The 15,210-nt window shown below is 65.7% G+C and carries 1 protein-coding gene; it reads right to left on the bottom strand.

What is annotated here, in order from left to right; genetic code table 11:
* Window positions 1-103 precede the first annotated feature (103 nt).
* Window positions 104-15,163, bottom strand: a complete 15,060-nt coding sequence (locus ACQR10_RS12080) for a VCBS domain-containing protein (RefSeq protein ID WP_316216013.1) — start codon at window positions 15,161-15,163, stop codon at window positions 104-106.
* Window positions 15,164-15,210 lie beyond the last annotated feature (47 nt).

The raw sequence follows: 15,210 nt of genomic DNA, 5'->3' as shown, positions 1-15,210 counted from the left end.
CGCATCGACGGCGCGATGACGCCTCCAGCGATGAAGCCGCCTCCAGCCATGAAAAAGGGCCGCCTCATCGGCGGCCCTTTTGCTCGTCCGACGCCGGCCGGGATCAGACGTGGACCTGCGTCTGGGCGTGGCTGTTGTCGAGGATCATCTTGATGACGTCGTCGCCGCCCGTGAGGTTGGTGCCGGTGTCCTTGATGGTCGCCACATTGGTCCAGCCGGAGCCGGTATTGACCTGCAGCGTCAGGTCGCCGTTGTTCAGCACGCCGCTGCCATTGGCCGAGGCGAGGCTGGAGTGCCCGCCGCCGTCGACGAAGCGCACCGCGTCGGCGTGGTTGCCGGACACGCTCGCCAGCAGGCCGGAGAGGTCGATGACGTCGCCGGAGGTGCCCGTCTGGAAGTCCAGGATGGTGTCGAGGCCGCCGCCGGCCAGGTCACCGGCGTTCCACTTGAACGTATCCGAACCGCCGTTGCCGGTGAGCTGGTCGGAGCCGGCGCCGCCGATGAGAACGTCAGCGCTGCCCGACCCATTAATCGTATCATTGTAGTTCGAACCGATCACGCCTTCCATATTCTTGTAGCTGTCCGTGCCGAGACCCGGAATGGACACATTCGTGGCGGTCGAGCTTTGAGTCAGCGTCAACGTAAAGCCGGCCGTCGCGTCGGAGAAATCGAGCAGGTCGATCCCTGCCCCGCCGTCGATGGTGTCGTTGCCGCCACCGCCGCGGATGATGTCGTCGCCGTCGCCGCCATTGATCGTGTTGGCAGCACTGCTGCCGATCAGGATGTCGTCGCCCGAGCCACCGGTCACGCGCTCGATGTTGGCGATCGAGCTGAAGCCGGTGGCGGTGCCGGCTCCGAGATTGACCGTCACGTCCTCGCTGGTGATATAGGTCAGCGTGTCACTGCTGCTGCCGCCGAGATCGGCGGTCACCGCCTCGATATTGCTGAGCTTGGTTCCGTTGACGTCGGTGATGACGCCGCCGGCCAACGTGACGTAGATCAGATCCTGCGACGACGTCCCCTCGATGACGAACGTATCAGTGCCAGTGCCGCCGTCGACGATGTCGACGCCGTCATTGACGCCCCAGTAGAAGGTGTCGTTGCCCGAGCCGCCGATCGTGACGTCGTTGCCGCTGCCGCCCCGGATCGAGTCGTTGCCGGCGCCGCCATTGATGTAGTCGTTCCCGGCGCCGCCGAGCAGCGTGTCGTTGCCGCCGAGGCCGTAGATGCCGTCATCGTCGGCGCCGCCATTGAAGTTGTTGCCGCCGCTCGACCCGATCATCACGTCGTAGCCACTGTTGGCGTTGGCCTCGAGCGGGTTGTCGACCGTGGCGGTGATAGCGTCGCCGTCATTGGCGCTGTAGCCGGACAGCCAAGGTGCCGAGCCGGTCACATAAGACTTGTCCGACAGCGAGTTGATGGTGAGATTGAAGGCGCCATTGTCGAGCGCGTTGAAGGCCAGATAGGTCGACACGGACGACACCGAATCGGTGGCCGTGACCTTGTAGACGTACAGGCCCGCGTCGTTGTTGTTCGGATCTCCGGTGAACTGATTGCCGGTCCGGTGGATCCAGCTGTCGTCGCCGGTCGAGCTGTAGACGAGGCTGTAGGTGTAGGTGACCGTCCCCGTTCCGCCTGAGAACAGCGTCGCCGCATCCAGGCTGATGACGTTCGGCGAGTCGGTGTTCTTCGACAGCGCATAGCGTCCATCGGCACTCGTGGTGTCCACAACCGACAGCGGCGCGGGCTCATTCGTGCCGTTGATGGTCACGTCGATGACCTGGCTGGCCGTGCCGTCGACCGACTTCACCGTCAGCGTGTCGTGCTTGACGTCGCCATTGTTGAGCGCCTGCACGTTGGCCGCCGAGTTGTTCAGCGTATAGCCCCAGGCCCCGGTCGCCGCATTGAAGGTGAAGGTGCCATACGTCCCTGCCAGCGACGCCGGCGTCTGGAACTGGGCTTCGCCGCTGTCGACGTCGGCAACCGTCAGGGTGCCGCCGGCCGTGAGCGTGCCGTCCTCCTTGACCGTCCCGCTTGCCGTGCCGGTGATCGACGCCGCATCGTTGACGCCGTTCACCGTGACGGTGACGGTCTGCGTGGTCGTCCCGCCATGGCCGTCGTCGATCTTCACCGTGTAGGTCTGATCGATATGGTCGCTGGCGCGCAGCGACTGGATGTCGGAATCGTTGACGGTGAACGTCCAGTTCACCTTGTGGCCGGCGTTGTCCACCGTGGCGTTGAACGAGCCGTAATAGTTGCTGCCCGCGGGGGTCGTGGTGGTCACCGTCTGGGCGTCGCCATCCACATCGGTGAAGGCGATCGCACCGGACGCCTTCTCCACGCCGGGCGTCAGGGCCGTGCTCGGTTGCACCGAGATGTCGTCGATGACGGCACCGCCCGCGCTCGCGAACTTGATGGTCGTCGTCGTCGACGTCGCCGTGAACTGGTAGGTCTGCTCCGTCCAGCCGAGGTTCCAGGCGCTCGTCGTCAGAACGGCCGTTCCGTCGACGCCCGACGTCAGGGCCGTACCGTAGGTCATCACGTAGAAGTCGACGGTATAGGTCATGCCGACGACGGTGCTGATGGTCTGGCTCATCGAGCTCGATGCGCCGTAGAAATCGGCCGAGCCGCCATCCGTGCGGCCGCCCACGACGGTGACGGCATGGGCGCCCCCGACCGTCCACGCATCCAGCGTGTAGAAGTTGCCGTTGTAGTAGCCGAACGAGCCGTTCTGGATCAGGTTGCCGGTGGGCGCCGCATACGAGGCGTCCTCGGTGACGCTCGCCGTGGTCGTGCCCGCTCCGAAAGTCGGCGCGTGGTTCGGCGCGGTGACCGAGCCGGTCTGGCCGCTGGTCACGTTCTCGGCAAAGCCCTGGCCGTCGGTGTAGGTGACGTTGGCCGAGATCTTGTGGCCGACGTCGTTGGACCCCAGCGTGTAGGTCGAGCCCGTCGCGCCGTTGATGACGGCGCCGTCCCGCAGCCAGTGATAGACGACGTTCGACGCGGCGCCATCCGGATCGCTGCCGAGATTGGCGGTCAGCGTCTGGCCCTGCGTTGCCGTGCCCGACACCGTCACCGTCGCAGCACCGTCGTTGACCGGCGTGACCGTCAGCGTGAAGGCGTCCGAAACGGCGTATTCGCCGTCCGAAGCGTAGACGGTAACATTGACCGCGCCCGCGAAATTCGCCGGCGGGGTGCCGCTGAAGGTGCCCGTCGTCGCGTCGAAATGCAGCCAGGACGGCAGCGCGTTGCCGTCGCTCAGGACCGCCTCCAGCGTCAGCGGACCGTTGCTGCCGTCGAAGCGGCCGTCGACGTCGGCGAAGGTGTTGGACGGGATGACGAAGCTGAACGGCTGGTCCTCCGCCGAGCTGCGGTCGGCCAGCGCATTCTGCAGGGTCGGCGCGTCATTGTTGCCGAGGATCTGGATCGTCACCGTCTTGGCGGTGCCGTCCTCGGTGTAGACCGTGAAGCTGTCGGTCAGCGTGGTCTCGCCTTCCTTCAGCGCCTGGACGGTCGGATTGTTGTTGTAGAGCCCGTAGGTCCACTTGCCGTCGCTGCCGATGTCGAACCAGCCGTAGCCATTGGCCGTGTTCGAAGAGGCCGCCTGCCACACGTCGTTGTGACCGTCGACATCGGTCGAGTTGAGGTCGCCGCGGGCGATGCCGTAGAGCGGGCTGCTCTGGCTGTTGGCGATGCCGCCCTCCTCGGCGATCGTGCCGGTGGCATCGCCGCTGATCACGGCCGCGTCGTTGACGCCGGTGACCGTGATCTTCAGCGTCGCGGTGTTCGACACGGCGCCCGACGGGTCCTTGTCGGTGTAGGTGAAGGTGTCAATCGCGTTGACGCCTGCGGCCAGCGCATCGGACTTGTCGGCGACATAGGTATAGGAGCCGTCCGAATTCAGCGTCAGATGGCCGTAGGTGCCCTCGATCGAGGTGCCGACGCCCGCCCCTTGCGTCACGCTGCCGGTGCCGGCGACGACGCCCGAGACGACGAGCGAGCTGACGGGGGTGTCGACGTCGCTATCGGCGACCGAGCCGCCGGTCGAGCCGCGGATGACGCCATTCGCCGCTGAGATGTTGAGGCTGCCATCCTCGAGCACCGCGTTGGTGTCGGAGTTCGCCACCGGCGGGTGGTTGGCGGGGATGACCTCGACGCTGACCGTCTGCGTGGCACTCAGATTGCCGCCGCCGACATTGCCGTTGTCGTTGATGGTGATCGTGACCGACCCCGGATGGTCGCTGTTCGGCGTGAAGACGGCGGAGGCCAGATAGGTGTTCAGATCGCTGATCTTGAACCCGCTCATCGTGAGCGTCTGGCTGGCGTCGAAGACGCCGAGCGACGGGATCGAGAACGTCCCGCCGGAGATATCGAACCTCACGGACTCGACGACATCGCCGTCCGCGTCGGAGAAGGTGATCGCGTTGGAGCCGGTGAAAGCGAACCCGGCGCCTTCATTGGCGGTCACGTGCGTCGGGGCGTGGACCTCGGGTGCATCGTTCACCGGCGCCACGTTGATGGTCAGCGTGCCGGTGTCCGTCTGTCCGGCCGCATCACGCACCGTGTAGTCCACGGTATCCGCGCCGTAGAAATCGGCCTTGGGCTTGTAGACATAGGTGCCGTCGGCATTGAAGTGGATGGTGCCGCCCTTGGCCGTCGTGAAGTCGCCCGCCACCACGCTCAGCGTGTCGCCGGTGTCCGGGTCGCGATCGTTGTGCAGAACGCCCTGCACCGGATTGGACACCGTCAGCGTCGTGTCCTCGTTCACGCTGGCTGTGTCATCCACGGCCGTGGGAGCATCTTCGATCGGATTGATGTTGATCGTGATCGTCTGCGTCGCGCTGAGATTGCCGCCGCTGCCGGTATTGCCGTTGTCGTTGATGGTGATCGTGACCGATCCCGTCGTGTCGTTGTCGGCGGTCGGCGTGAACACGGCGGAGGCCAGATAGGTGTTCAGATCGCTGATCTTGAACCCGCTCATCGTGAGCGTCTGGCTGGCGTCGATGACGCCGAGTGACGGAACGGACAGCGTACCGCCGGAGATGTCGAACCGCACGAACTCGACGACGTCGCCGTCCGCATCGGAGAAGGTGAACGCGTTCGCGCCGGTGAAGGCGAATGGCGTATCCTCGTTCGTCGTCACCTGCGCCGGCGCATGGATCTGCGGCGCGTCGTTGACCGGGGTGACCGTGACGTCGATCGTCTGCAGCGCGGTGTTGGCGACATCGGTATGGACGTTGCCGTCCGACAACGTGGCGTGGTCGGTGACCTCGGCGACGACCGACAATGAGAACGTGCCGTTGTAGTTTGCGGGCGGCGTGACCTGCAGCGGATGGCTGTCGAACGCGGCAATCGCTGCAGCGTCGTCGATCACCCATTTGCCGGCGTCGGCGCCGGTTCCCGCATGGCCGACCGAGAAGGTCGCCCCGGCCGGATAGCCCGAAATCAGCAGCCGCACGCTTTCGGAGCCGTCGGTATCGGTGACGGCGGCGCTGATGAGCTTCAGGCTGATCGTCTGATCCTCGGCGCCCGAGGCCGGGCCGAGGTCCATGAAGCTCAGCGTCAGCGAGTCGGCCTTCGGCGCGACGTCGACCGTGACATGCGCGGTCGCGGTGCCGCCATCGCCGTCGCTGACCGTGTAGTCGAAGCCGGCAACGCCGGAGAAGTTCTTGTCCGCCGTGAACACCGGGTTGCCGTTGCTCAGCGACACCGAGCCATGCGTCGCGTTCGACACGCCGGTGACGGTCAAGGTGTTGTTGTCGACGTCGGTGTCGTTGTTGAGAAGGCTGAGCAGCGCGTTGACCGTGAGCGGGCTGTCTTCGCTCGCTTGCACCACATCGTCGTGCGCCACCGGCGGCGTGTTGAAGACGCCGGTCAGCGTGCGCGTACCGTCGGTGAAGGCAAAGCTCTCGTAGTTGGTAAACGTGTCGGTCAGGCCATTGTGGGTGACCTGCACGCCGATCAGCGTCACGCCGTCCGCCGCGAACACCTTGGTGTAGGTCGCGTCGGCAAACTTGAAACCGAACTTGACGGTGTCGCTGTCGGCGCCGCCGTCGGACACGACGCTGGTGTTGCCGGCAAACCGGGCGAGATCCAGCGTGTCGTTGCCGGAGCCGCCGTTGAACACGATGGTCGACGGCGCGATCGCGGTGCCGCTGATATCGGTGATCGTCACCGTGTCGCTGGCGGTGCCGCCGGTGATGGTGATGCGCTCGATCTCGTCGGCGCGGATGGTCGCGCCATTCGGCCCGTCGTAGCGCACCAGAATGTCGGTGGCGTTGCTGGCCGAGGGGTCGTTCAGTGTCGGATTGATCTCGGTGCCGGTCGAGGTCTTGCCGATGGTGAAATTGCGGGCATTGGCATCGCCGGTGATCGCGAGCACGTCGTAGTTCGGATAGGCCGCGCCGGACTCCGAGCCGCCGTCGACGACGTCGCTGCCGTCGCCAACGGTGTACAGGAAGGTGTCGTTGCCGGCGCCGCCGAACAGCCGGTCGTCGCCTGCCCCGCCCTTGATGACATCGTTGCCAGCACCGCCATACAGCGCATCGGCGCCGCTGCCGCCGACCAGGATGTCGTCGCCGCCGGAACCGTGGGCCTCGGTCACGCCGCCCAGCTTGTCGGTGCCGACGACCTTGTCGGTCACCGCGGCACGGTCGGTCACGCTGTGGGCGCCGACCGTCTCGCCGAGGACGGTCGCCGAGCTGTCGCCGAGATTGATGAACACCGGCGAGTTCGGCGCGTCATAGCGCGTCGTCGTCACGGTGCCCGCGGCATCGACCCGGACGGTGAAATTGTTGGTGAAGACGTCGTGGTCGCGATCCTCGACCGCGAACGCGAAGTTGAGGTCGAGATACTGATCGGCCGCGCTCGGGGTCCCGATCGGCGCGGGGTGATCGAGCGGCTGCAGCAGAATGAAGTTGTAGGAGCCGGTGCCGGCCTCCGACAGCGTCACCGTGAACACCGCCGCATCGGCGGCATTGCCCGTCACCTGGCCGTTCTGCCCGATATAGCTGCCACCGCTCATGCGATAGGCGGTCAGCGTCGTATGATCCGCCGACATCACATAGGTCAGGCCGAAGCCGAGCGAGGTCAGCCCGGAGAGCTGGTGATTGGCCGCATCGTAGACGCGGACCGGCGACGAGCCGAAGAAGGTCACCGACGGACCGGAGCTGTCGCCGTCGGCTCCGTAGGTGATGCGCAGATCGACCGCGCCGGTCGAGACATTGCCGGCCGCCTCCGAGACCGCGACAATGTCGACATCCTGCGACTGCGGGGCATCGTCGTTGACGGTGATGATGATCTGGTCGTGCAGCGCGACGGAGTCGCCATCCGAATCGGTGGCGGTCACCGCGGTCGACAGATCGAGCGTGAGCGCGTTGTCATGGCCGGTGCCGACGTGGTCCAGCGCGCCCTTCAGACGGAACGAATACTGGCCGGTGTTGGCGTCGACCTGGAACTCGAAGATCGTGACCCCGCCTGCCTTGGCGATCAGCGTGTTGTCGGCCCCGATGCTGTAGGTCAGCGCCACACCGCCCGACGTCAGCGACAGCAGCTCGGGCGCGAGGTTGGTCTTCTCGACCGTATAGGTGCCGGGCTTGTCGGCGCCGAACGACACCAGCGAGCTCAGATTGCCTGTGAAGTAGGAGTCGTTGCCGTTGCCGTCCCCGTTGAGGTCGCCGCCATGGTTGCCGGTGGCGGCCACCACCGTGCCGTTCGGCAGCTCGCTCTCGTAGACAGCGGCTCTCAGCACCGCCGCGGTCGCGACCGGGCTGTCATCGTTGATCGTGACCGCGAAGGACGAGCTGGCGCTGTCGCCATCGGCATCGGTGGCGGTGAAGCCGAAGCTCAGCTTGACGTCGTTCTCGTTCTGCCCCGCCGGATGATCGACGTGCTTCAGCAGCGTGAAGCTGTAGCTGCCCGCGCCGGAATCATCGAGCGAGACCTTGAACACCTGGTTGGCCGCCGATGGCGGATTGCCGTTGGTCGGATTGCTGCCGGTGTAGCCATAGACCGTATTGCCGACGACCCAGAGCTTGACCTGGACGCCTTCGACCGTCAGCAAGCCCGCGTCCGATGTCGCGTTCTGGCCGTTGGTGATGCCGCTGAAGGCGACCGCGCGGTTCACGCTGCCGCTGTTATTGTCGTCAGCGCCCCAGGAGATCGCCAGCGAGCCGTTGGCCGTGACATTGGCGCCGGCGACGTCGCCGGTCGCCGCTCCGGTGTTGCCGCCGGAAAGACCATCCTCGTCGACGGTCCCGGCGTCAGCCGTGCCGATCGCAGGCCGGCCGTTGTCGTCATTGATGGTGACAGTGAAGTTGCCGCCCGAGGCGGTGTCGCCGTCGGCGTCGGTCGCGGTGAAGCCGAGCTTCAGCGACAGCGCGTTGGTCTGGCCCGAGCCGACGTGATCGACATTGTCCAGGAGCTCGAAGGTATAGCTGCCCGAGCCATCGTCGGACAGCGTGATGTGGAACACCTTGCGGTCGTTCGTGGTGAGCTGGCCGCCATTGTCGTTGGCGACGCCCCAGATCTCGGTGTCCGACACGCGGATGAACTGCACCGCCGTGCCGTTCGAGGTCAGGGTCGGGCTGCCCGCGCCGGTGGTCTTGACCACATCGCCGGTATGGATCGCGCTGTCGAACGCCACGCTGCGATTGGCCGCGCCCGAATTGTTGTCGTCGGCGCCCCAATTGATGTTGAGCGCGACATTGGCCGCGGTCTGGGTCTGGAACACCTCGGCGCCGGCGGATCCCGTGGTGTTCTCGGTCAGCGTCGCGGCGGCCGCCGAACCGAGCACCGGCACGTCGTCCTTGACCGAGACGGTGAAGCTGTTGCTGGAGGTGTCGCCGTCGCCGTCGGTCGCCGTGAAGCTGAAGGACAGCTTGACTAAGTTCTCGCCGCTGCCGGCGGGGTGATCCAGGGTGCCGAGCAGCTTGAAGCTGTAGGAGCCGTCGTTCTGGTCGCTCAACGACACTTCGAACACGCGGGTGCCGTGGGCGAGATCGCTGCCGGTGTAGCCGACCAGCACGCCGTTCTCGAAGCTGTACTTCACCGTCTGGCCGTCCGACGTCAGCGTCAGATTGTGGCCCGCGCTGTCCTCGGCGTCGACATTCGCGCCCGCGCTCGCGTAGCGGAAGGTGACCGATCGGTCGCCGAGCCCGGCGCCCGCGGTCTTGTTGCTGTCGTCGGAGCCCCAGCTGATGTTGAGGTCGCCGCTGACGGAGGTCGACTCCTTGGAGGAATCGGTGCCGCTCGGCAGATCGTCCTCGTCGACGGTCCTGGCATCGCCGGCCGCCGCCACCGGCGCGGTGTCGAGCACGTTGACCTTGAAGCTGCTGCTGACGCTGTCGCCGTCGGAATCCGTGGCCTTGAAGCCGAAGGTCAGCGGCAGGCTGGTGCCGTTCTGGCCGGACGCCGGGTGGTCGATGTTGTCGTACAGCGTGAACTTGTAGCTGCCGTCGCCAGTGTCGGACAGCTGGATGGTGAAGACGGTGCGGTGATCCGCGGTGACCGCCGTCAGCAAGGTGCCGTCGCCGGAGATCGTGTAGCTGATCGCCGAGCCGTCGGAGGTCAGGCCCGTGGCGCCGGCGACGGTGGTAAAGGCCACCGCGCGGTTGTGCCCGACACCCGTATTGTTGTCGTCGGCGCCCCAGGAAATGGCGAGGCTGCCGGTCTGGACCGTCGAGTTCGACGCATCCGGGTGGCTCGTGTCGTAACCGTCGGTCGGCAGATTGGCCTCGCTGACGGTCTCGTCCTCGGCGCAGCCGACGGTCGGCACGTCGTCGGTCACCGCAACCGTGAAGCTGCTGGTGGCGCTGTCGCCGTCGGAATCGGTGGCCTTGAAGCCGAAGCTCAGCGCCAGACTGTCGGCACCCGACTTGCCATGGTCGAGGTTGTCGAGCAGCGTGAACTTGTAGCTGCCGTCGCCGTCGTCGCTCAGCGTGACGGTGAAGACGGTGCGGTGGTCGGTGGTCACCGCGCTCAACGTGGTGCCGTCGGACGAGACCACATAGCTGATCGCATAGCCGTTCGACGTCAGCCCGTCCGGCGCGGTCGTGTTGAAGAACGCCACCGAGCGGTTGTTGGTCGCGCCGGAATCATTGTCGTCGGCGCCCCAGGAAATCGCGAGATGCCCGGTTTGCACCGTCGAGTACGGCGAATCCGGGAACAAGACGTCGTAGAGATCGGTCGGCAGGTTGGATTCGCTGACCGTCTCGCTCTCGGCGTGCCCGATCGTCGGGACGTCGTCGACGACGGTGACCGTAAAGGTGCTGCTGCTCGCATCGCCGTCGGAATCGGTCGCCGTGTAGTCGAAGGTCAGCTTGACGACGTTGCTGCCCTGCCCCGCCGGATGATCGAGATTGCCGAGCAGCTTGAATGTGTAGGTGCCGGTGCCGTCGTCATCGAGCGAGACCTCGAACACGCGCTGACCGGAATTGAGGCTGTTGCCGGTGTAACCGACCAGCACGCCATGATCGAAGGCGTATTTCACCTGCTGACCGTCCGACGTCAGGCCGCTGAGACCGACATCGCTGCCGTTGGTCACATGGACGTCGGCGGCGGCGTTGGACGTGTTGGTGAAGCGGACCGAGCGATCGGCTGCGCCGTTGTCGTTGTTGTCGGCACCCCATTTGATGTTGAGCGCGCCGGTCACCTGGGGATCATGGCTGCCGCCATCATGACCGCCGAAATCGGGGCCGCAATCGCCGCCGCCGGCGTTGAGATCGGCTTCGTTGATGCTCTTGGCCGTCCCGGTATGCGCCTCCGGGCTGTCGTCGTTGACGCTGACCTTGAACGTGCCGCCGATCTGATCGCCGTCGGAATCGGTGGCGACGTATTTCAGAGTCAGCGCAATGCTGTCCTCGGTGTTGGGCACCGGGTGGTCGAGATTGTCGAGCAGCGTGAAGGTGTAGGAGCCCGAATCGAGATCGGACAGCTTCACCGTGAACACGGCGGCATTGGCCTTGTTGCTGGTCCAGTTGCCGTTGCCGTCGATGTAATGCTGTCCGTCGAAGCGGTAGGCCGTGATCAGCGTGCCGCCTTCGCTGACGGCGTAGGACAACGCGACGCCGTTCGACGTCAGGTGCTGCGCGGCGAGCGAGGAGGTGGCGTCGGAGGCGAAGGTGACGGCGCGGTCGCCGTTCACCGGTGACGCACCGGTGATCCCGACATTGCCGAGATTGTTGGCGCTGTCGGCGCCCCAGGAGATGCCGAGAGCACCCGTTGCGACGGTGTTCTGGCCGGGAACGTCGCCAGGCCCGCCCGCGAGCCCGGTGGCAAGCCCGTCCTCATCGACCACGCCAGTCGCAATCTCCCGGTTCAGCACCGGCGCGTCGTCGTTGATCTTGATCTTGAAGGTGTCGGAGACCGCATCGCCATCCGAATCCGTGGCGACGAAGCCGAGGGTGAGCGTGACGTCGTCCTCGGTATTGTGGCCCGGATGATCGATGTTGTCGATCAGCGTGAAGCTGTAGGACCCCTGCCCCTGGTCGGACAGCGACACCGTGAACACCGCGGCCTTGGCCGGATCGCCGGTCGCATGGCCCTGGCCGTCGACATAGGTGTGATGGGCTTCATCGTAGCGGTAGGCCGTCAGCAGCGTGCCATCGGCTGACACGGTGTAGCTCAGCGCCACGCCGTTCGACGTCAGATGCTGTGCGGTGAGCGTCGAGATCACGTCGGAGGCGAAGGTCACGGCGCGGTCGCCGTTCACCGGCACCCCGTTGATGCCGCCGTCGACATGGCTGTTGGCGCTGTCGGCGCCCCAGCGGATGCCGAGGAAATCGGTCACCGTCAGATTGGCGCCCGCAGCGTCCTTGCCGTCCGCATAGGAGTTGCCGGGATTGCCAAGACCGTCCTCGTCGACCACCGAGTAGCTGACGCGCTCGCCGAACACCGGGGCGTCGTCATTGACCTCGACATTGAAGCTGCCGTGGATCGCATCGCCGTCGGAATCGGTGGCGACGAAGCTGAAATTCAGCCCCTGATTATCCTCGCTGCCGTGGACCGCGTGATCGAGATTGCCGGTGAGGTTGAAGGTGTAGGAGCCGTTGTCCTGATCCGACAGCGAGACGGTGAACACCGTGGCGCTGGCGAGGTCCTCCGTCGGCTTGCCGTTCGCGTCGACATAGGTCTCGTGGGCGGCGTCGTAGCGATAGGCGGTCAGCAGCGTGCCGTTCTCGGAAACCTGATAGCTCAGCGCCGTTCCGTTCGACGTCAGCCCCAGCTCCTCGAGCGAGGACACGGCGTCGGCAGCGAAAGTCACGGCGCGATCACCCTTGACCGGGGCGCCATCGATGCCGCCGTCGACATGGCTGTTGGCGCTATCGGCGCCCCACAGGATCGCGAGCGACCTGGTCACCGTCAGATCGGCGCCCACGACGTCGCTGCCGTGCGCATAGCTGTCGCCGGCATTGCCGAGGCCGTCCTCGTCGACGACGCCGGCACTCGGCGCATCGCCGAACACCGGCGCGTCGTCGTTGACCTTCAGGGTGAAGCTGTCGGTGACCGCGTCACCGTCCGAGTCGGTGGCGACGAAGCCGATATTGAGTGTGATGTCGTCGTCCTCGGTGCCGTGCACCGGGTGATCGAGATTGCCTTTCAGCTCGAAGGTGTAGGAGCCGTGGTCCTGATCGGACAGCGACACGGTGAACACCGTTGCATGGGCCGAATCCGTCGGCTTGCCATCCGCGCCGACATAGGTCTCGTGCTCGGCGTCGTAGCGATAGGCCGTCAGCAGCGTGCCGTTCTCGGACACGACATAGGTGAGACCGAAGCCGTTCGATGTGAGATTCTGGGCGTCGAGCGTCGCGACCACGTCGGCCGCGAAGGTCACGGCGCGGTCGCCGTTGACCGGCGTGCCATCGATGCCGCCATCGACATGGCTGTTGGCGCTGTCGGCGCCCCAACGGATGCCGAGCGTATCGGTGACCTTCAGGTCTTCGCCATAGGCGTCGCCGTCGTCTTTGTAGCTGTTGCCGGCGTTGCCGAGGCCGTCCTCGTCGACCACCGAATAGCTCGGCTTCTCGCCGAAGGTCGGCGCGTCGTCATTGACCTTCACCGTGAAGGTGTCGGTGATCGCATCGCCATCGGAATCGGTCGCGACGAATCCGATGTTGAGGGTGATGTCGTCCTCGGTGCCGTGCACCGGGTGATCCAGGTTGCCCGACAGCGCGAAGGTGTAGGAGCCGTGGCCCTGGTCTGACAGCGACACCGTGAACACCACGGCGCCCGACAGACCCTCGCCTTCCAGCGGCTTGCCGTTGGCGTCGACATAGGTCTCGTGCGCGGCATCGTAGCGATAGGCGGTCAGCACGGTGCCGTTCGCCGACACGTCATAGCGCAGGGCAAAGCCGTCGGAGGTGAGATCCTGCGCCTCGAGCGAGGCCACCACGTTCGCGGCGAAGGTGACGGCGCGGTCGCCGTTGACCGGCGTTCCGCTGATGCCGCCGTCGACATTGTTGTTGGCGTCGTCGGAGCCCCAGCGGATTCCGAGCGTATCGGTGACCGTCAGGTCCTCGCCATAGGCATCGTGGCTGTCGGCGTAGCTGTTGCCGGCATTGCCGAGGCCGTCTTCGTCGACCACCGAATAGCTCGGCTTCTCGCCGAAGCTCGGGCCGTCATCGGCGACGTTGACGGTGAAGGCGCTGTTGACGGGGTCGCCGTCGGCGTCGGTCGCGACCACCTTGAAGGTCAGCGGCAGCGACGCGTCGTTGGCGCCGTTGTGGTCGATGTTGTCGGACAGCGTGAAGGTGGCGCTGCCGGAGCCGGTGTCGGACAGCGACACGCTGAAGATGGTGCGCGCGCCCTCGCCCTCACCTGCCGTCGCGATGATCTCGGTGCCGTTGGCCGACAGCGTGTAGGAGATGGCCTCGCCGTTCGAGGTCAGGCCCAGTGCCTGCAGGGTCGCGATCTCGGACGCGTCAAACACCAGCGAGCGGTCGCCGTCGACCACGGTGCCGTTGGAGCCGCCATCGACCTTGCTGTTGCCGTTGTCGGCGCCCCAGCCGATGTGGAGGTCCACGCTCGCGGTGGTCGGCTCGAAGCCGTCGCCGCCCGAGGGCTTGGCGTCGCCCACGATTTTGGCGCCGAGCTCGCTCTCCCCGCCGCCCTCACTGCCGCCGCCGGTGTGCTCGGCGACATTGATCGCCTCGACGGTGCCGGCGACCGGCGAATCGTCGTTGATGCCGATCACGATCGTCACCGGCGCGTTGTCGCCGCTGCCGTCGATGGCGATGACATTGAAGGTGAGGTTCAGCGTGTCTTCGGTGCCGAAGACCGGATGATCGAGCGGCAGCAGCAGCGTGACCGTATAGGTGCCAGCAATCGTCGAGTTGGCGTCGAGCGTGACGGTGAAGACGTGGTTGGCGGTAATCGATGGATCGCTGCCGATATAGCCGATCAGCTCAGGCTGGCCGTTGACGGTGGTGATCGCAAAATGCACCTCCTGGCCGCCGGAGGTCAGTCCGGCGAGACCGGGCTGCGACGCCGCGAACGCAAAGGCGCGGCCGATCACGTCGGTGCCGAAGTCGACGTTGAGCGAACCGGTGAAGCTCGTCGCCACGCCGCCGATGTCGCCGCTGCCGCCGGGCCGGCCCTCGGACAGTCCGTCCTCATTGAGCACGACGCTGTCGGCAACGCCGGCGATCGGCGTCGGATTCGGCGTTACCGGCCTGTCGCCGAATTGAGCGCCGATGTCTTCGGCTCCCAGCAGCCCCAGCGGCGTGCCGACAGTCAGCGGGTCGACCTTGAACGTTCCGAAGTTCGCGCCGGCAGGCACGCCCGGCGCTCCGGGCGTCCCCGCGGCCGGCAGCACCGACTGGTCGGTGGTGATCGGAAACAGTTCGGCAAACTGATCGCCATTGATGATTCGATCGGGGCCGACTTCGAAGCTGACGTCCTTCAGCGGGGCGCCGTTGGTGTCGAAAACCGGGTCGATCGAGACCGTCGACTGATTATCGAACAGGATGATCAGGCGGTTGCCGATCTTGACGAAGGTCAGCCGCTCGCTGGCAATGTCGCTGAAATCGATCTGGTTCGGGCCGTCGAGATGGACCGTGACGGCTTGGTTGCCCTGTGGCTTCCCGATCTTGAGGTGCTTGGCCGAGGCGCTGGATGGCTGCGTGGACGTGCCGGTCAACTGGGCCAGCAGGACAGGAGCATTCATGCGCCAAAACCTCCAAATATGGGGCGCTTTGGTGGCGCCCCATTTCT

This window comes from Bradyrhizobium sp. HKCCYLRH2060 (assembly GCF_051168135.1).
In the GTDB taxonomy this organism is placed as follows: domain Bacteria; phylum Pseudomonadota; class Alphaproteobacteria; order Rhizobiales; family Xanthobacteraceae; genus Bradyrhizobium.
Note: the sequence above shows the minus strand (reverse complement) of the source record. Positions and strands in the feature narration are given on the sequence as shown.

What these genes read in the sequence shown, in the direction of transcription:
- ACQR10_RS12080 (WP_316216013.1), bottom strand. Translation starts at nt 15,163, where the DNA reads ATGAATGCTCCTGTCCTGCTGGCCCAGTTGACCGGCACGTCCACGCAG.